Below are 17,492 nucleotides of genomic sequence, written 5' to 3' on the forward strand. Positions count from 1 at the left end.
TATGCCTATAGCTGGTATAACCATCTTAGACCTCATTCCTTCAATAAAGGATTAACTCCTTTTGAAGCTCGGTACAGCTCATAAAAATATTAGGCAAAAGTGTTACAATTTTACTTGACCAGAACAATTCCTAAATTAGATATAACTTATAATGGAAACAATATAGAAGTAGGTCAGGGACATTATAGATGGAAGTCTAGAGGTAAATTAAAAGAGTTTACAATTGATAGTTATGCAAGTGTAATAAGTAAATTGCTACCGGGAACGATAGTAGCACCTAATGGTCAGTTAAAATTAAATTTTGACTATGAGCCTGAAAGTATTACTTTAGGTGGTGGAGTTAAAACTTCTGAGCATGGAAAAGTGATAAAAGATAATATTATAAATATATCACAACATGGTACTGGATTATATTTTTTGGATTGTAAGTGGCAAGAAGGAACTGTAACTTATATTATTTTTGTTAATGTGCAGAAGTAAATAATTCAGTTTAATGTGGAAAAGTTGTTTTATAAAATGAAAGAATTTGCCTAATTTATGAGCTACAATTTTAATAAATAAGAGAGAGTAAAGAAAAATAGCAAACTTTATTTTTCAGATTGCTATTTTTCTAAATTAATTTATATAACTTAAATCAAATCATCTATGCCGTTAACTGTAGCCTGTTCATCTTCATCAATAGGAATAACTATGCATTTTTGACCATCAATCATTTGAGCTTTGATTTTATGTATTTTTTCAGGTTTTACTTGAAGTATAACATCATAGTTAGGATTATCATTCTCTGAATTAGTAGATGGAGCTTCCTCAAAATTATCTTCTATATTATCTTCTATATTATCTTCTAAAGGTATATTATCTTCATCATCAAGCTTTTTAGAATCTTCAGCTTCTTTATCCTCATCTACCTCTTTTGTTACTTGTTCAAGTTTATGTTGTAGAATTTCTACTTGTTTTTCAAGCCTTTCTTCCTTTTTTCTTTGATCACTAGCCTTAAGTATTTTCGAGTCAATTAGACTTTCTGCTAAAGGAAGATCCTCACCAAAGCTTTCTACATAAGATTCTTCGATTTTAGTAGTGACTTCTTCAGGAACTCCACTTTCTATTAAAAGTTCTTGTATATTTTTTTTTGTTAAAGTTATAGGTTCACTATCTGTATCATCATACATTTCATTGTACTCATCTATCATGGTATTTAGGTTTTCCTGTATTTCCATAAATACTTTATCGGCTTTTCTCTCATCAGTGCTAACAGAATCTTTGATTATTGCTTGGAAAGTTTCTTTTTGTATAGCAGCGGTTTGTCTTGAAGAACAGCCTAGAGCTTCTTCCATTAATTCAGGATGTGGGCTCTTTTTATTTTTAGTATAGTACATAACAGAATTAACATCTGAACTACGATCTATAAAAGCAGGGAATACAAAGCCATGAGTCGGAGCTTCCACTACCCAATCTCTAATGCGTGCCTTTATTTTCTTTTCTTCTTCAAAGTATCTAAGACCAGGATCTGAAAGTGAAACAGGACATATAGCACATAAAATATACTCATACACTTGTTCAGATTCATCTAATTTAGCATTGTCGGTTGTTTTAGTAATAACATCATAAGCATCATGAAAAACAAGTATTAAAAAATTACCGGCATAATCATAACTATCTATAATAGAGTCATAAAATTTTTCAAGCAAATCATCATCTTTTAATCCGCTTTTTTTTAGCTGCATAAGAAAAAGTTGTTTTTCATTTTCAAGATTTTCATTAAGTGGGAAATTCAGTTCTAAAATATTATTGCCAATACTTCCAGATAGGACTTTTTTAGCGATTTCTAAGTACTTAAAATACTCATCTTCATCTAAATTTAAAAAGGATTCTCTAAAATTTAAAAGTATATTTTTTTCACCATTAACATAGCAGCCGCACATTTTAGTGAAGCTACAATGATTTTTTTTAAAACGTTTTTTTAACTCAAGTATATCTTTTTTTCTCATATATAACCCCTCAATCTCGTCTTCATATATTTACATAGTATCATTATTAAGTATAGTATTTTTTTTTATATTAAATAAAGATTTATTGGGTAAACGGGAAGTAGATGATATGAAAACTATATGTAGAAAATCACATTTAATACTGCCGTGGAGAACCGTACCACAAGTAAATGAGGTCTGTTTAATATGATCAATATATAAACAGAATATATAAACAGAAGTTGGTATTCCTACTTCCGTTTATATATTTTTTTTAGGCAGCCATAGGACCATTATTTTTGATTAATTTAGTTATGGCATTCATGTTCATGGCATGAATCACCAGAATCAGAAATAGTGCCTTCAAGCCATTTGAGTGCAACAGTTTTAAGATCGCCTGAACACCCACGTATTACTTCAATTCCCGCGTTGTTTAACACACGTACGGCACCATCACCCATATTGCCTGCAAGCATAATTGATACACCCATATTTGATAAAGTTTGTGCTATGTTTGATTTACAACCACAGCCTTCTGGTGATGAAATGATTTCTTCAGAAATTATGTCCTTGTTATTGTTGTCAACTGTAAAAATAGTAAAGTATTCACAGTGACCAAAATGATTATCTATAAGATTTTGTCGAGATGGTAATGCAATTTTCATATAATTATTCCTCCTATAAAATAGTTAAAGTAGCATGTACACTTATGAAATTATTGGCATATGCTCTTTTATATAAAATAATATATAAGTATAATATACATGTCAAGAGTTAAACAAGTGGTTTGATTATTGTGAATCATGAACTTTGTGTATGCTTCAATTAGATTATATTACTCATACATAAGTAATTATATGGTATAATTAGAAATATATTACCGTTAAAAATAATTTAGTATGAGGTGACAAAATGAATAAAGTTGAATGGAGAAAACAATGTAAAGATTTATACTTACCCAAAAATAAACCTGCGAAGATTGATATTCCTGCTATGTGCTATTTTACAATAGAAGGCAGCGGAAATCCTAACAGCGAAAAGTTTAATGAAGCAATTGAGATATTGTATTCATTATCTTATGCAATAAGGATGATGCCTAAAAAAGGAATAACGCCAGAAGGGTATTATGAGTATACAGTATTTCCACTTGAGGGATTTTGGGATTTAGATGAAGAAGGTAGAACATTAGACTATCTTAGCAAGGATAATTTAGTTTATAAATTAATGATAAGACAACCTGAATTTGTAACAAATGAACTATTAGATTATGCAGTCAAAAGTGTAAAGTTAAAAAAGCCTAATCTATGCCTAGATAAGGTTAAATTTGAAATTATAGAGGAAGGATTATGTGTTCAAGCTATGCATTTAGGCAGTTATGATGATGAACCTCAAACATTTAATCTAATGCAGCAATTTTGTGTTGAAAATAATCTTGACAGGCTGGAAAAAACACACAAAGAAATATATATATCTGATGCAAGAAAAACTCCACCAGAGAAATTGAAGACAGTTTTGAGGTTCAAAGTTAGAGAAAAATCTAAAGAAAGTGCGTATTAACAAGCATATATGAAGAGAATTTTCCTTCATAATATTTTATAGATAAGATAAAAAATAACTCTAGGCATTAGGTGCTTGGGGTTATTTTATTGGTAAACATATATTTTTTTGTTATAATAAGGAGTATTATAACAAAATTTGATATAAAGTAATAGTACAACATATAAAGAAAGTTATGAAAATGCATGTTTAGAAGTTTGTATTATTTACGTTTACAGGGCGGAGGATTTAATTTTATGAAGGAAATTCTGATGAAAAAATTTAAACAAAGTAATTTAATAAAGGGAAGTTCAATATATTTTTTAGTAAATATGATACTGCAAGGAATATCCTTTATAACTTTAATAATATATCCTAGGTTATTAGGAACAACTGAAAATTATGGTGAAGTTTCTTTTATTGCCAGTATGTTATCAATAAGTACATGCATTATTAGCTTAGGATTATCAGCTACTGTTGTAAGAGCAAAATATGATTTTAAAAATAAATTTGATAGTTATTTATCATCTATTTTATTTTTAGCAACTATAAGTTTAATAGTAAGTTTAGTTATTGTTTTATTATTTAGAAATCAAATATCTAGATTAATAGGATTTGAATTAAATATAATACTAATATTAATATTACAAAGCTTCTTTTCTTTTGTAATAAATATTGCCATCATAAAATGTACAGTAACTTATGATTATAAAAAATTCATAGTTATATCACTTACTAATGCTGTTTTAAATATAGCTCTATGTTCATTACTTATTATAAGTTTAAAAGAAAATAAATACATGGGTAAAATTTATGGTGATTTTGTAATTACTAGTGTATATGGAACATTTATATTTATTTTTATTATGCTAAGAGGTAAAAAATTAGTTAATATTAAATATTGGAAATATGCACTAAGTATATCCCTTCCGCTTATTCCACATACATTATCAGCAATATTATTAGTTTCTTTGGATACTATTATGATGCATAAACTTATTGGGGCTAATGCTACAGGGATATATTCTTTTGCGTACAAAATAGGAATGATTATAACTATATTTTGGACAGCAATAAATAAAGCATGGGTTCCTGATTTTTTTGAGAATATGGACAAGAAAAATTATGATAGTATAAAAAGAAAATATAAATATTATATGGTTCTTTTTTCTATGGTAACATTTGTGTTAATTTTTATTTCGCCAGAGATATTTAAAATTATATCTATAAAAGCATATTCTGGAGGATTAAATTTAGTACCCATAATAATGTTTGCTTACTTTTTTGTATTTCTTTATAATTTTCCAGCTAATTTAGAATTTTATGAGAAAAAAACATATTTGATTTCCTGTGGAACTGTTTTAGCAGTTGTAATAAATGGTGTACTTAATTATTTCTTTATGCCTATATATGGTTATGTTACTGCTGCAATAACAACTTTAGTATCATACATTGTACTTTTTATATATCACTATATAGCAGCTAAACATATTTCAAAAGAAAAAATATTTGAAATTAAATATTTTATAATGAGTATAGTTTTTATGACAATCACTACATGTACATTTTATCTTTTAAAGGATAACTATTTTGCACGATATATAATTATTCTTTTGTTAGGAGTGATTCTCTATTATAAATTTAAAAGTAAGTTTAAGATATTATTATGTAATAATTCAAAATTTTAATTTTGATAATTGCAAATTTGGCGATATACTTTCTTTGGAGTTTCATCCAAAAAACTTTTGGTATATAATAGATATTTTCAAGGAACACATTATATAATGCAGCATCAAAGGAGGATCTAAATGAAGTTAATACAGGTGTTTTTGGGGTCAATGGTTCCCGTAGTAGAGCAAAAGGGAGCAATAATTCTTGGAATTAATACTTTTCATATTAGTCCCCACATAGTACTTTATGTAGTGTATTTTTTTATTATTAGGAATATAAAAGTATTATGAATAAAAAATTGAATTTTGGGTTTTGTATAAGATATTTGTAAGAAAGATATGTGGTTAGGTCAACTTTGTATAGTTTTACATAAATAAGTATAATTTTATTTTTACTTAAGACGTATCATAAAGAAACTGTGAAGTGCATATGAGAGGAAGGTAGTAGTTTATGAATGCTATGGTTTTGGTTTTATTGGGAGTGTTTTTTATTATAATAAGTTGTCTGTTAACACATTTTACTTCAAAAACAAGTAAATCAAAGATATTAAAATATATCCCTGTTTTAACTTCTTTACTGGGTGTTTTATATTTTGGGATTGGACCGCAAATTTTTAATTATGTTCATGGAGTTACTATTGGTATAACTTTTATGATTTTAGGAATATTTTGTGGAATTGCATTTGTTACTTCATTAATAACTCTTATATATCAATATAACAAAGAAAAACAAAAATGAAGATTAAAAATTAATACACAAGTTTCTTAAATGATGATATAGAAAGCTAATATTAAAGGAAATAATTAAGACGTAACAGCAAAATAAGGCGTAGGAATTATATTTAAGCCTATAGTAAGCAATTAGAAAAGAAGGTGAGTATAGTATGAACAAATTTTTCAAAATGTTTTTTAAATCATTATTATTAGGTATAGTTGTTAACTTTTTATTTGTATCTATTTTTTCTTTATATATAAATAGCGGTGACATTGTGGGTTTGATAAATGGTTTTTCCATAATATCTGTATTGTTTTTTTGTACTTTTTTAATAATAGATGAAATAAGAAAACTAAGAAATTAATATACTTAGGGAGAAAATAACATAAATTTTAAAAATAAAAACTCAATCAGAGAGGAATAAAAGCACTTGATATTTATATAGACAAAAATAGTAAAGGTAAAATTGATAAGTAATTATATTCTTTGTATATTACTCAATAGTAATATTGTATGAATCAAATCAGTTTAGTATAAACATGCTCTAAATAAATACATTCGTGTTTTAAAGATGTAATGTATTAAGATTAAATTGTAAAATAATACATATGCCAAGGAATACAATATATTTATCAAGAATAATGAAAGGATGGATTAACCATGTCATTAATTGAATTAATTAATAAATCAATTGACCCTTTTCTCATGCAGTTGGTAATTGTTCCATTTATAGTAATTGGATGTGGAATATTAGTATCAATATTTGTTAAAAAAATCTTTGTTGCACCAATAGTAACTTTAATTCTTAATATTTTATATGAAAGATGTTTTTTAGGAGTATATGATGTTAGTATTTCATCTTGGAATGTTATGTTTCCTATGGTTTCATTGATGATTTCTTCAATAGCAGTTCTAGTTTTTAAAACAAACAAAAAGCCTCCTATTACTTAATAGTATGGGATTTTATTTGTCTCAAACTCTTCTTAAAGAACGATATAAAAATCACATAATCAAGGAATTAGTTAAGTCATAATAGCAAAATTTTATGAAGCAACTAAAGGTTATTAATAATGGTCAATTATTCTATGAAAGTAGCAGTTTTGTCTGATATTCATGGTAATGGAATAGCATTAAATTATGCAATAGTTGAATGGAATTAAATGAGTAAATATGAGTTATTAAAAAAATGTAAAGCTTTATGAAATCTATCCATTGTTATATAATATTATTAAGATTGAAACTGTAAAGCAGCATATAAAATTGATAGGTGATTTAAGAGTAGGAGGGGAAATACTTGAGTAAAGGTTTGTTAGATCCAAAAGTAGATTTTGTATTTAAAAATATATTTGGTTCAGAAAAGAACCCTCAGATATTAATATCATTTTTAAATGCAACTTTAAAGCCGGATAAAAGTATAACAAAGGTAGAAATAAAAGGTAATGATATAGAAAAGCATTTTATAGAGGATAAATACTCAAGGTTAGATATCAAGGCAGTTACAAGTAATAATGAAATAATCAACATAGAAATACAACTTAAGAATGAACATAATATGATAAAAAGAAGTATGTATTATTTAAGTAAAATGTATGAAGAACAGTTAAGTGAAGGAGAAGATTACTCTAAGCTACAAAGAACCGTTTGTATAAATATATTAAACTTTAAATATTTAAAAACTAAAAAATTTCATACTGGTTATAGATTGAAAGAAATTCAAAGTAATGAAGAGTTGACGGATATTATTGAGATGCATTTTATTGAAATACCTAAATTAGAAGATGATAGTGATGAAAAAGATATGCTTGTAGCTTGGACGGAGTTTTTAAAAAATCCTGAAAGTGAAAAGGTTAGAAATCTTGAAATGAGTATATTAGAGATAAGAAAAGCAAAAGATGAACTTATAAAGATGAGTAATGATAGTAAACAAAGAGAAATTTATGAAATGAGAGCTAAGATACTTAAAGATAAGGTAAGTGCATTGAATAAAGCTAGAGAAGAAGGAATAAAAGAAGGAATAAAAGAAGGAATAAAAGAAGGAATAGTTAAAGCTGCAAAAAACTTATTAATTATGGGTATGGATGTAGAAATGGTATCGAAAGCTACAGGATTAAGTGTAGAAGAAGTTGAAAGTTTAAATTATTAGGAAATGTTTTTAAATAGCAGCGGAATAGATAGAATTCTTTTATAGATGAGATGTAAAATAACTCTAGGTATTAAGGCTTAGGGTTGTTTTTTATTGGTAAGCATGTATTATTTTGTTATAATAAGGGTTAATATAAGAGAAAGTGATATTACAGTATATAAAGAATATGCGTGGTATAGTACAAGCATTATAATAAAATTGTAGGGATTATAAATAAGTGAATAGAGGTGGAATAGTATTGAATAATTCGTTTGTATGTCAAATCAAAGTTTTAAAAATAGATGAATTAGAAAGAGCATTGGCACTTGTATACGATGTTTTTATGGAATTTGAAGCTCCTGACTATTCGGAACAAGGTATAAAAGCATTTGAAGATTTTATAGAGCTTAATTCAATTAAAAATATGATTGAGGATAATATTCTAAACTTTTGGGTGTGTTATGATAGAGAGGAAATTGTTGGCGTAATTTCCACGAAGGAAGTGAGTCATATTTGTATGCTATTTGTAGATAAAAACTATCATAGAAAAGGAATAGCTAGAAATTTATTTAAAACAATATTATCCAATATTGAAAATAATCATAAGATAAAAGAAATAACGGTTAATTCATCACCTTATGCAGTGGAATTTTATCACAAGTTAGGTTTTCAAGATACTAGTTCAGAACAGACTGTTGATGGCATAAGGTTTACTCCCATGAAATTGCAGATTAGAGAATGGGGTAAGTGTAACTTCTTGTATTAGAGTTATGTTACATTGTAAAGAAAGTGCATCACAAAGAAGATGAAATGAGTTATGACAAAATTGTATTATTTTACTAAGTCAAGAATGGTTATATTTCAAAAACTTAAAGGAGGTTGCTATGGAAAAAATTGCATTGATTTTCCAACAAAAGAATATGAGAGGCAAATCTTGGATTACAAAAATGAATTTGAAACAAATGGTGATAGTATGGATGGTACTGCTGGATTACAAAAAGCTAGCAGCTTTGAAGAGTGGTTTTCTATGCTTATAGATAATTCAAAGGAAGAAACTGCAAGAACTGGATTTGTTCCAGCATCCACATATTTAGCAATAAGGCTTTGTGATCAGAGGGTAATTGGTATGATAGACATCCGGCATAGGCTAAATGAGTATTTACTTCAATTCGGTGGACATATTGGATACAGTGTAAGAAAATCTGAACGTAGAAAAGGATATGCAAAAGAGATGCTTTGCTTGGCTTTGGAAAAATGCAAAGATATAAATATCGAAAAAGTCCTTGTTACTTGTGATAAGGAAAATATTGCATCAGCAAAAACAATTATCAACAACGGTGGTGTGTTGGAAAATGAAGTTTTAGAGGGGGAAGGAATTACGCAAAGATATTGGATCTCTTTGCACTAAAGATTATGCTCATAATCTTTAGTTAATTAGCACCCGATTTTCTTAAGTGACGATATAAAAAACTTAGAATTATCGAAGTAGTTAATACACAACATAAAGAAAGTGTGTCATAAAAGAAGTATAGTGATTATAACGAAATAGTAATTTATTGAGTACAAAATCAACTTTTTGCATAAGGTGGGAGTAATAAAATGAAAAAAACAACAAATATTTTAGTCTCGGTATTATTTTTTTGGTTTACACTTGATATTTTAGGTATGAAAATCGGAAATTTCTATCTTGTTGAATCGGCTATCAAGGATGAGCCAATAGATATTATATGGTGGGTAATTTTTGTAATCTGCTTTATTATATTTATCGTGAAAGATAAAGTAGGTAAATATGTACTATTATCTTTTGTTTCTTTTTGGTGCTTCATTCAATATTCAATGTATTTTAAATCTACAAAAAGAATAGAAAGTTACAATAGTTTTTTCAAAGAAACAAATCATATAATTTCGCCTTCAAATAATTTTTTAATAAAAGATACTTATCACATTTTTTTGGATTTATTTCTCTTTCTCGTGTTAATTAATTTAATTATTTTCATTATAAAATCAAAGAGAAGCCAAAACTAACATTAAACTTATATTACAATATTCTTAAATCAAGATGCAAAAGGTTAAAATTTAAGGGAGTAGTTAAGACATAACAGCAAAATATGATAAATATATTAAAAAGAAAGGGTGTTTTTGGTGTTAATAATATTTGGACTAATAGGGGTATCTCTTTTATTAAAAGGATTAAATCGAAATGAAAAAAATATTACTAATGAATATAATATGTTTTTTGCAAAATATGAAATTATAAATAAAAACAAAGTAGCATTGATACAAAAATATATTTATTCATTGTTAGGGATAATTTTTATTATAATAACTTTATTGAATACTCTTAATATTGTATCAGGCTATATGTACATAAATATAGCTATTGTAGTTTTAGAACTTATACATTTAGTGGTTGTAAGAAAATATTTGAAGAAAATTACTAAATAAATTAAAAAGAGGACATTCCAAGAGCGGACTGTCCTCTTTTTAATAGGGTGAATTTATTTCAAAGTTAAGAGGACAGGGATAACTTGGTTAAGAGTATTAAGGAACTATAAAGAAACATTTAAATATTATTGAAAAATATTAATAAATGTACTATAATAATTAAAAAAGGTATTTTAAAACTTATTATACAATAAAACACACTGCTTAATAAGAGAATATAAACAATATTGGGGGGAGACAAATGAAAAAAGGTAATAAAGGAATAGCATTGGTATTAGGTTCAGCAGCGTTATTATTTATTCTTAACTACTTTTTATTGTTGCCATTGAATTTAAAATTTTTAGGAACAACACTTATAGTAACAATATTTATAGTGATTAATTGTGTAGCTTTAAATATAGCTGCATTAATTTCTGAAAAAGACACAGGTGGTAAAAAAACAAAAATAGGTTTTATAATTTCAGGAATACTAGTAATAGCTATTATTGGATATGGAGTAATAAATTCATCTATGTTCAGAGCTGGTGAATATAGAAATTTAATTGGAAATGTTGAAGAAAAAGAATTTACAAAGGAAATACATGCAGTTGATTTAACACAACTTCCAATAGTTGATCAGGAGCTTGCACAAAATTTAGGAGATAAAAAGTTGGGAACCTATGTAGGGCTTGGAAGTCAAGTTACTCTTGGTGAGTTTACTAAGCAAAATGTGAATGGACAGCTTTACTGGGTGGCTCCTCTTCTTCACAGTGGATTCTTTAAATGGATGAATAATAAAGAAGGAACAACAGGATATATCATGGTAAGTGCTACTGATACAAAGGATGTAAAATTTGTTGATAAATTAAATGGTAAGCCCTTGAAAATAAAATATCAGCCAAATGCTTATTTTGGAACAGATTTAAAAAGACATGTATATATGAAGGCGGAAAGAACAGCAGGACTTACAGACTTTAGCTTTGAATTAGATGATAATGGAAAACCTTACTGGGTTATTACAAAGTACACAAATTCAATAGGATTTTCTGGCGAAAAGGTACTTGGAGTTATAGCGGTGGATGCTGAAAGCGGAGAAATTAAAGAATATGATATAAACAATATACCTTCATGGGTAGATAGAGTAGCACCAGATTTCTTTATAAGGGATAGAATTGACTGGTGGGGAGAACTTGTTCACGGATTCTTTAATTTCAGTAAAAAGGACATGCTTACTTCCACAGAAGGAATGAACATGGTGTACAATGAGGGTGAGTGTTATTACTACACTGGAATAACATCTGTTGGAGCAGACGAAGCTATAGTAGGATTCAATCTTACAAATACAAAAACAATGACTTCAACTTTCTATAAAGTTTCAGGTTCTACAGAAACAGCTGGAATGCAGTCAGCAGAAGGTAAAGTACAGAATCTTCAATATAAGGCTACCTTCCCTATATTGATAAATGTTGAAAACATTCCTACTTATTTTATGAGTTTAAAGGATAAGAAGGGATTAATAAAACAATATGCAATGGTAAGTGTAGAAGATTACAGTATAGTTGGAGTTGGAGAAACGATAAAAGATGCAAAATCAAATTATGTTAAAACCTTAAAAAATAAAGGTAATATAACATTAAAAGTTACGGGAGAAAAGAAAGAGCTTAAGGGAACAATAAGCAGAATAGGAGCATTTAATATAGAAGGCACAACCTATTACAACTTTATAATAAAAGAAAAACCTGATACTATATTTACGGCAGCAGCTGCTATTTCTTCACAACTTCCTTTGACCAGAGAAGGGGATGCTGTTACATTCTCTTATAACCAAACAGAGAGCAGCAGTAAAGATATACTTGAATTTACTAATATAAATATTAAGGGAACCAAATAGCTTGCAAATCAATTAAATATAACAGCAGCTTATTAATAATTGAAACTTTACAATAAAGATATAAAACCTTCTTAAGAATTTTTATTCCAAAATTCTTAAGAAGGTTTTTGATTTATTAGTACTCATTGTTTGCAATTATCAATTCTATATTTTTTTCTTTAAAGAAAGTTTCATAGGATTTAGGGGGAAGTTTATCTGTAATAAAAGTATCTATTTCTTCTAATTCGCAATATGTCATCAAGGATGAAACATCAAATTTAGAGTTATCAGCTAAAATGATTACTTTATCACTTTTCTCTACTACGGTTTTCTTTATTTGATATTCGATAGATGATGAATTAGTAACCCCTTTTGAAATAGAAACCCCAGTAGTAGCCATAAATGCTTTGCCAATATTGTAATTTGTTAAAAAGTTTACGGCTTCAATTCCTATGAGTGAATTGGTTTTCCTGAATAAAGATCCTCCAGGTGATAACACGTTAAGGTTAGGATACATAAGAGCAATTACTAACACGTTAAGATTATTAGTTATTATAGTTACATTTTTTTTATCTGCTAAAAAAGGTATCATATGCATAGTGGTTGTACCAGAATCAATGAAAATTATATCACCATCATCTATTAACTTACTGGCAGCTTCAGCAATAATCTGTTTTTCAGATTTATTTTTAATTTCTCTTTCTGTAAATGGAACAGTACTCTTTTTCTCTTTATTATTAATAGTAACTCCTCCATATACTTTTTTTATGATACCTTTCTCTTCAAGCTCGGAAATATCTCTTCTTATAGTATTTTTTGAAACATTAAAAACGGAACATAATGTATCTATTGAAACATTCTCATGTTTCACTATATAGTTTTCGATTTCTTGTATTCTATGAGTTTTCAATTTTTCTCCTCCCCCATTTTTAGTATATATATTACAATTATCAATACTCATTAACCTATGATCAATTTATGAAAAAACTTCAACGAAGTTTTAATATGCTGAATAGTACTTATTGCAACTTGTATATTAAATATTATATAAGAAAGTAGCTAAAAATACAAGGTAAACACAAAAGATATAACCAAAATATAACCATGACATAATCAAAATACAATCAAATGTTTACAAAAAATACAAAAAAGTAATTGACAAGCATTAATCAAAGGAGTAAAATTTAACCAAAGAGTGAAAGAAATACACAAAACTTGCTCAAAAAGTGATAATATTTTGATGAAGTTAATATATTATATGGGGGAGATGGCAAGTGGCATATAAATTTTTAGTTCCAAAGAATATAGTGTCTGGTAAAGGAGCTGTAGAAGAAGCTGGAACTTATATTAAAGAATTAGGTACAAAAGCTTTGATTGTAACTGATAAGGTTATGGTGGACATTGGTAATGTGTCAAAATTAACAAAGGTGCTAGAGAGTATTGGAATACAGTATGAAATTTATAGTGATGTTAATCGTGAACCAACAGACACAATAGTCGAGACGGGAATAAAATTATATAAAAGTAATGAATGTGATTTTTTAATTGCCATAGGTGGAGGAAGTCCAATTGATGCAATGAAAGCAATCGGTGCAATGATTACAAATACAGGTCAAATTACTGATTATATGGGTAAGATTATTAAGAATCCTACACCACCACTTGTTGCAATACCTACTACTGCAGGGACTGGTTCAGAAGCAACACAGTTTACAATAATATCAGATACAAAAAATAATGTGAAAATGTTATTAATAGGACCTAGCTTAATACCTACATTAGCAGTAGTTGATCCAGAGTTAACAATGACATCACCAGCAAATATAACTGCTGCAACAGGTATTGATGCATTAACTCATGCAGTTGAAGCGTATACTTCAAGAAAAGCTCAACCATTATCAGATACATTTGCACTATCAGCTATAAAACGTATTTTTGCAAATTTGAGACAAGCTTCTGCAGATGGTAAGAATTTTGAAGCTAGAAATCAAATGTCTCTTGGTGCATTAGAAGCTGGAATAGCTTTCAATAATTCATCAGTTACCATAGTTCATGGAATGAGCAGACCAATAGGAGCATTATTTCATGTGCCTCATGGAATGTCAAATGCAGTTCTTATAGGAGAATGTTTGGAGTTTGCAATAGAAGGAGCACCAGAACGATTTGCTGATATTGCAAAAGCAATTGGTATTTATAAAAATGGTATGACAGACATGGAAGCTTCAAAAGAACTAGTAGCAGAAATTAAAAAATTATGTAAGGATATTCATATTCCAACATTACAAGAGTATGGAATAGATGAAGAAGAATTTTTTAATAGTATAGATAAGATGGCAGAAGATGCGTTGGCTAGTGGTAGTCCAGCTAATACTATAAGACAACCTAACAAACAAGATGTTATTAATATTTATAAAAGAATATGGAGTTAAGAGCATTTAGTGGAGGGTGGTTTTAGGAAGGAGAAAAAATCATGGCACTAGTAAAAATGAAAGAGCTATTGGAAAAAGCGGATAAATCAGATTATGGTATAGGTGCATTTAGTGTTGCAAATATGGAAATGATCATGGGAGCAATTAGAGCTGGGGAGGAATTAAATTTCCCATTGATACTGCAAATTGCAGAGGTTCGTTTAAAACATTCTCCTCTTGATTTGATTGGACCTGTAATGATTGAAGCTGCTAAAAAATCAAAGGTACCAGTAGCTGTTCACTTGGATCATGGAATAAATATTGAGACTATTAAGCAAGCACTAGACTTAGGATTTACTTCAGTAATGTTTGATGGCTCTCATTTACCACTAGATGAAAATATAAAGAAAACAAAGGAAGTAATAGAATTAGCTAAAAAATATGATGCTACTGTAGAAGCTGAAATAGGTAGAGTTGGTGGAAGTGAAGATGGAGCAGAAGACATTAATATGTTGATTACAAGGGTAGAAGATGCTGTGCGTTTTTATGAAGAAACTAAAGTTGATGCTTTAGCAGTAGCAATTGGAAATGCACATGGAGTTTATAAAGAAGCACCAAATCTACAGTTTGAAAGGCTTAAAGAAATTAATGATGCAGTAGAAATTCCACTGGTACTTCATGGAGGTTCTGGTATAATAGTATATGAATTCAAGAAATGTATAAAATATGGAATTAAAAAGATAAATGTTGCTACAGCTACATTTAATAATGTAGTCAAAAGAGTGGATGAATTGTTTAAAAATTCCGAATCGGTAGATTATTTTACTTATCATAATAAGGTGATTGAGGCAGCTTATGAAAATGTGAAAAATCATATTAATATTTTTAAAAGCTGTGAGTAATTATAAATGACTAAGGAGGCAATTGGGATGAACAATATTAAGTTTGATAATACAAGAAAAATGGATATAATTCCTATTGGAAGAGCAGCTATAGATTTTAACCCAAATGAAATTCACAGACCATTGGAAGAAAGTAGAACATTTACAAAATATGTAGGAGGATCTCCTGCCAATATAGCTGTAGGAATGGCCAGATTAGGAAAAAAAGTAGGTTTTATCGGTAAAGTTTCTGATGATCAATTTGGAAATTTTGTGACACAATATTTTGAAAAAGAAGGTATAGATACTTCTAATATTGCTGTAGCTAAAAATGGAGAATCCTTAGGATTAACATTTACTGAAATTTTGAGCCCTACTGAAAGTAGCATATTGATGTATAGAAATTGTATAGCAGATTTACAGTTGTCTCCTGAAGAAATAAATGAAGATTACATAAAGAATGCAAAAGCAATAGTTGTATCAGGTACAGCATTATCTGCAAGTCCTTCAAGGGAAGCATGCTTTAAGGCAATAGAGTATGCTAGAAAGCATGGTACAGTAGTAATCTTTGATGTAGACTACAGAAGCTATACATGGAAATCAGAAGATGAAATTGCTATCTACTATTCATTGGCAGGCAGAATGAGTGACATAGTGATGGGATCAAGAGAAGAGTTTGACTTAATGGAAAAATTGATAAAACCAGAAGGAAGCAGTGACAGAGAAACAGCAGACAGATGGATAGAATATGGAAACAAGATAGTTGTTATAAAGCATGGTAAAGAAGGATCAACAGCATATACAGAGGATGGACAATCATACAGAATCAAACCATTCCCAGTAAAATTATTAAAATCCTTCGGCGGTGGAGATGCTTATGCATCAGCATTCATCTATGGCTTAATGGAAGGATGGGATGTAATGGATGCATTAGAATTTGGAAGTGCTTCAGCAGCTATGCTAGTTGCAAGTCACAGCTGTTCAGAGGATATGCCTTCAGCAGAGTCGGTAAAGGAATTTATTAAGCAGAAGAAAGAAGAATATGGTGAAATGATAGCTAGAGCATAAAAGATTGTTTATGGAAAGAAGGTAATTAAGGGTGATTGATAGATTAGAGCAACTTAAGGAAGGGTACAATACCTTAACAGAAATGAATGGCAAACACAGTGATATGTTAATGGATATTGGTATATATAAAATGAAAATATCACAGGAACAAGTTTGTATTGATAATGAAAAAGAAAGTGCTTTTCTATTGTTAGATGGTAAAGTGATAATTGAGTGGAATGGCAACAAGCAAGAGGTTGAAAGAAACTCAGTTTTTGATGAAGACCCTTGGTGTCTGCATGTTCCTAAGAATATGCAAGTAAAAATTACTGCACTTTCAGAAGCAGAAGTGCTTCTTCAAAAGACAGATAATGAAAAAGATTTTGATTGTAAATTATATTCACCACAGGAGTGCAGAAGCGATATATTTGGAGAAGGAGTATGGAAAGATGCTGCCAGAAGAGTAGTTCGTACAGTTTTTGATTATTCAAATGCACCTCATTCAAATATGGTAATGGGAGAAGTTATTACCTTCCCAGGAAGATGGTCAAGTTATATACCACATCACCATCCACAACCGGAAGTTTACTACTATAAATTTAATAAGCCACAAGGTTTTGGATGCTCAATAATAGGTGACGATGTTTACAAGATTTCAGATAACAGTATTTCTACAATTCCAGGAGGATTAGTTCACCCACAAGCTGCGGCTCCAGGTTATGCAATGTACTATTGCTGGATGATAAGACATTTAGACAATAATCCATGGATAGATAGAATTAATGCAGAAGAACATAAATGGTTATTAGATCCAGAAATAAAAATTTGGCCAGATAAATAGGAAAATGGAGG

18 protein-coding genes are annotated in these 17,492 nt (G+C 28.8%); 15 read left to right on the plus strand and 3 right to left on the minus strand.

Annotated elements, in window-relative coordinates; translation table 11 throughout:
* The first annotated feature begins 114 nt into the window (after positions 1-114).
* The gene (locus OIO11_RS02650; protein WP_268069799.1) at positions 115-480 is read left to right on the plus strand and encodes a hypothetical protein; all 366 of its coding nucleotides are present in this window, start codon (positions 115-117) and stop codon (positions 478-480) included.
* Positions 481-629: 149 nt separating this feature from the next.
* Here the strand turns inward: OIO11_RS02650 and OIO11_RS02655 are convergent, their stop codons facing one another.
* Positions 630-1,988 carry a DUF4317 domain-containing protein gene (locus OIO11_RS02655; RefSeq protein WP_268069801.1) on the minus strand — a complete coding sequence of 453 codons (1,359 nt, stop codon included), beginning with the start codon at positions 1,986-1,988 and terminating at the stop codon, positions 630-632.
* A 287-nt stretch (positions 1,989-2,275) separates the two neighbouring features.
* Positions 2,276-2,632 (minus strand): NifB/NifX family molybdenum-iron cluster-binding protein, encoded by a 357-nt coding sequence (locus OIO11_RS02660; RefSeq protein WP_268069802.1) that lies wholly within the window; start codon positions 2,630-2,632, stop codon positions 2,276-2,278.
* 247 nt (positions 2,633-2,879) lie between these two features.
* Between OIO11_RS02660 and OIO11_RS02665 the strand changes: the two genes are divergently transcribed.
* The 10 genes from OIO11_RS02665 to OIO11_RS02710 all read left to right on the plus strand — a co-directional run bounded on the left by OIO11_RS02665 (position 2,880) and on the right by OIO11_RS02710 (position 12,325).
* Positions 2,880-3,524 carry a GyrI-like domain-containing protein gene (locus tag OIO11_RS02665; RefSeq protein ID WP_268069803.1) on the plus strand — a complete coding sequence of 215 codons (645 nt, stop codon included), beginning with the start codon at positions 2,880-2,882 and terminating at the stop codon, positions 3,522-3,524.
* Positions 3,525-3,775: 251 nt separating this feature from the next.
* On the plus strand, positions 3,776-5,191 hold the full coding sequence (locus tag OIO11_RS02670) for a lipopolysaccharide biosynthesis protein (protein WP_268069805.1): 1,416 nt from the start codon (positions 3,776-3,778) through the stop codon (positions 5,189-5,191).
* A 433-nt stretch (positions 5,192-5,624) separates the two neighbouring features.
* The gene (locus OIO11_RS02675; protein ID WP_268069806.1) at positions 5,625-5,912 is read left to right on the plus strand and encodes a hypothetical protein; all 288 of its coding nucleotides are present in this window, start codon (positions 5,625-5,627) and stop codon (positions 5,910-5,912) included.
* A gap of 681 nt (positions 5,913-6,593) precedes the next feature.
* Positions 6,594-6,839 carry a DUF2651 family protein gene (locus OIO11_RS17195; protein ID WP_442781208.1) on the plus strand — a complete coding sequence of 82 codons (246 nt, stop codon included), beginning with the start codon at positions 6,594-6,596 and terminating at the stop codon, positions 6,837-6,839.
* Positions 6,840-7,182: 343 nt separating this feature from the next.
* The gene (locus tag OIO11_RS02685) at positions 7,183-8,031 is read left to right on the plus strand and encodes an Rpn family recombination-promoting nuclease/putative transposase (protein ID WP_268069808.1); all 849 of its coding nucleotides are present in this window, start codon (positions 7,183-7,185) and stop codon (positions 8,029-8,031) included.
* Positions 8,032-8,269: 238 nt separating this feature from the next.
* Positions 8,270-8,776: a GNAT family N-acetyltransferase gene (locus OIO11_RS02690; RefSeq protein WP_268069809.1), complete on the plus strand. Its 507-nt coding sequence runs from the start codon at positions 8,270-8,272 to the stop codon at positions 8,774-8,776.
* A gap of 84 nt (positions 8,777-8,860) precedes the next feature.
* Complete coding sequence (locus tag OIO11_RS02695; protein ID WP_268069977.1) at positions 8,861-9,418, plus strand: GNAT family N-acetyltransferase; 558 nt, start codon at positions 8,861-8,863, stop codon at positions 9,416-9,418.
* A 191-nt stretch (positions 9,419-9,609) separates the two neighbouring features.
* Complete coding sequence (locus tag OIO11_RS02700; protein ID WP_268069810.1) at positions 9,610-10,035, plus strand: hypothetical protein; 426 nt, start codon at positions 9,610-9,612, stop codon at positions 10,033-10,035.
* A 117-nt stretch (positions 10,036-10,152) separates the two neighbouring features.
* Complete coding sequence (locus OIO11_RS02705; RefSeq protein WP_268069811.1) at positions 10,153-10,455, plus strand: hypothetical protein; 303 nt, start codon at positions 10,153-10,155, stop codon at positions 10,453-10,455.
* Between the two features lie 241 nt (positions 10,456-10,696).
* A complete protein-coding gene (locus OIO11_RS02710) occupies positions 10,697-12,325 on the plus strand; it encodes a cell shape-determining protein (protein ID WP_268069812.1) in 1,629 nt (542 codons plus the stop codon).
* 115 nt (positions 12,326-12,440) lie between these two features.
* On the opposite strand, the gene OIO11_RS02715 is transcribed toward OIO11_RS02710, so the two are convergent.
* Positions 12,441-13,214, minus strand: coding sequence for a DeoR/GlpR family DNA-binding transcription regulator (locus tag OIO11_RS02715; protein ID WP_268069813.1), 774 nt, complete (start codon positions 13,212-13,214; stop codon positions 12,441-12,443).
* Positions 13,215-13,578: 364 nt separating this feature from the next.
* Between OIO11_RS02715 and OIO11_RS02720 the strand changes: the two genes are divergently transcribed.
* Genes OIO11_RS02720 through OIO11_RS02735 form a run of 4 tightly spaced genes read left to right on the plus strand, consistent with a single transcriptional unit; the run spans position 13,579 to position 17,481 of the window.
* Positions 13,579-14,733 (plus strand): iron-containing alcohol dehydrogenase, encoded by a 1,155-nt coding sequence (locus OIO11_RS02720; RefSeq protein ID WP_268069814.1) that lies wholly within the window; start codon positions 13,579-13,581, stop codon positions 14,731-14,733.
* 41 nt (positions 14,734-14,774) lie between these two features.
* The gene (locus OIO11_RS02725; RefSeq protein WP_268069815.1) at positions 14,775-15,614 is read left to right on the plus strand and encodes a class II fructose-bisphosphate aldolase; all 840 of its coding nucleotides are present in this window, start codon (positions 14,775-14,777) and stop codon (positions 15,612-15,614) included.
* A gap of 27 nt (positions 15,615-15,641) precedes the next feature.
* Positions 15,642-16,661, plus strand: coding sequence for a 5-dehydro-2-deoxygluconokinase (gene iolC, locus OIO11_RS02730; RefSeq protein ID WP_268069816.1), 1,020 nt, complete (start codon positions 15,642-15,644; stop codon positions 16,659-16,661).
* A gap of 31 nt (positions 16,662-16,692) precedes the next feature.
* The gene (locus tag OIO11_RS02735) at positions 16,693-17,481 is read left to right on the plus strand and encodes a 5-deoxy-glucuronate isomerase (RefSeq protein ID WP_268069818.1); all 789 of its coding nucleotides are present in this window, start codon (positions 16,693-16,695) and stop codon (positions 17,479-17,481) included.
* Positions 17,482-17,492 lie beyond the last annotated feature (11 nt).

Origin of the sequence: Clostridium sp. ZS2-4, from assembly GCF_026719745.1 — a bacterium.
Classification (GTDB): Bacteria; Bacillota; Clostridia; order Clostridiales; family Clostridiaceae; genus Clostridium_H.

What these genes read in the sequence shown, in the direction of transcription:
- OIO11_RS02655 (WP_268069801.1), bottom strand. Translation starts at nt 1,988, where the DNA reads ATGAGAAAAAAAGATATACTTGAGTTAAAAAAACGTTTTAAAAAAAAT.
- OIO11_RS02660 (WP_268069802.1), bottom strand. Translation starts at nt 2,632, where the DNA reads ATGAAAATTGCATTACCATCTCGACAAAATCTTATAGATAATCATTTT.
- OIO11_RS02665 (WP_268069803.1), top strand. Translation starts at nt 2,880, where the DNA reads ATGAATAAAGTTGAATGGAGAAAACAATGTAAAGATTTATACTTACCC.
- OIO11_RS02670 (WP_268069805.1), top strand. Translation starts at nt 3,776, where the DNA reads ATGAAAAAATTTAAACAAAGTAATTTAATAAAGGGAAGTTCAATATAT.
- OIO11_RS02675 (WP_268069806.1), top strand. Translation starts at nt 5,625, where the DNA reads ATGAATGCTATGGTTTTGGTTTTATTGGGAGTGTTTTTTATTATAATA.
- OIO11_RS17195 (WP_442781208.1), top strand. Translation starts at nt 6,594, where the DNA reads ATGCAGTTGGTAATTGTTCCATTTATAGTAATTGGATGTGGAATATTA.
- OIO11_RS02695 (WP_268069977.1), top strand. Translation starts at nt 8,861, where the DNA reads ATGGTTATATTTCAAAAACTTAAAGGAGGTTGCTATGGAAAAAATTGC.
- OIO11_RS02700 (WP_268069810.1), top strand. Translation starts at nt 9,610, where the DNA reads ATGAAAAAAACAACAAATATTTTAGTCTCGGTATTATTTTTTTGGTTT.
- OIO11_RS02710 (WP_268069812.1), top strand. Translation starts at nt 10,697, where the DNA reads ATGAAAAAAGGTAATAAAGGAATAGCATTGGTATTAGGTTCAGCAGCG.
- OIO11_RS02725 (WP_268069815.1), top strand. Translation starts at nt 14,775, where the DNA reads ATGGCACTAGTAAAAATGAAAGAGCTATTGGAAAAAGCGGATAAATCA.
- iolC (WP_268069816.1), top strand. Translation starts at nt 15,642, where the DNA reads ATGAACAATATTAAGTTTGATAATACAAGAAAAATGGATATAATTCCT.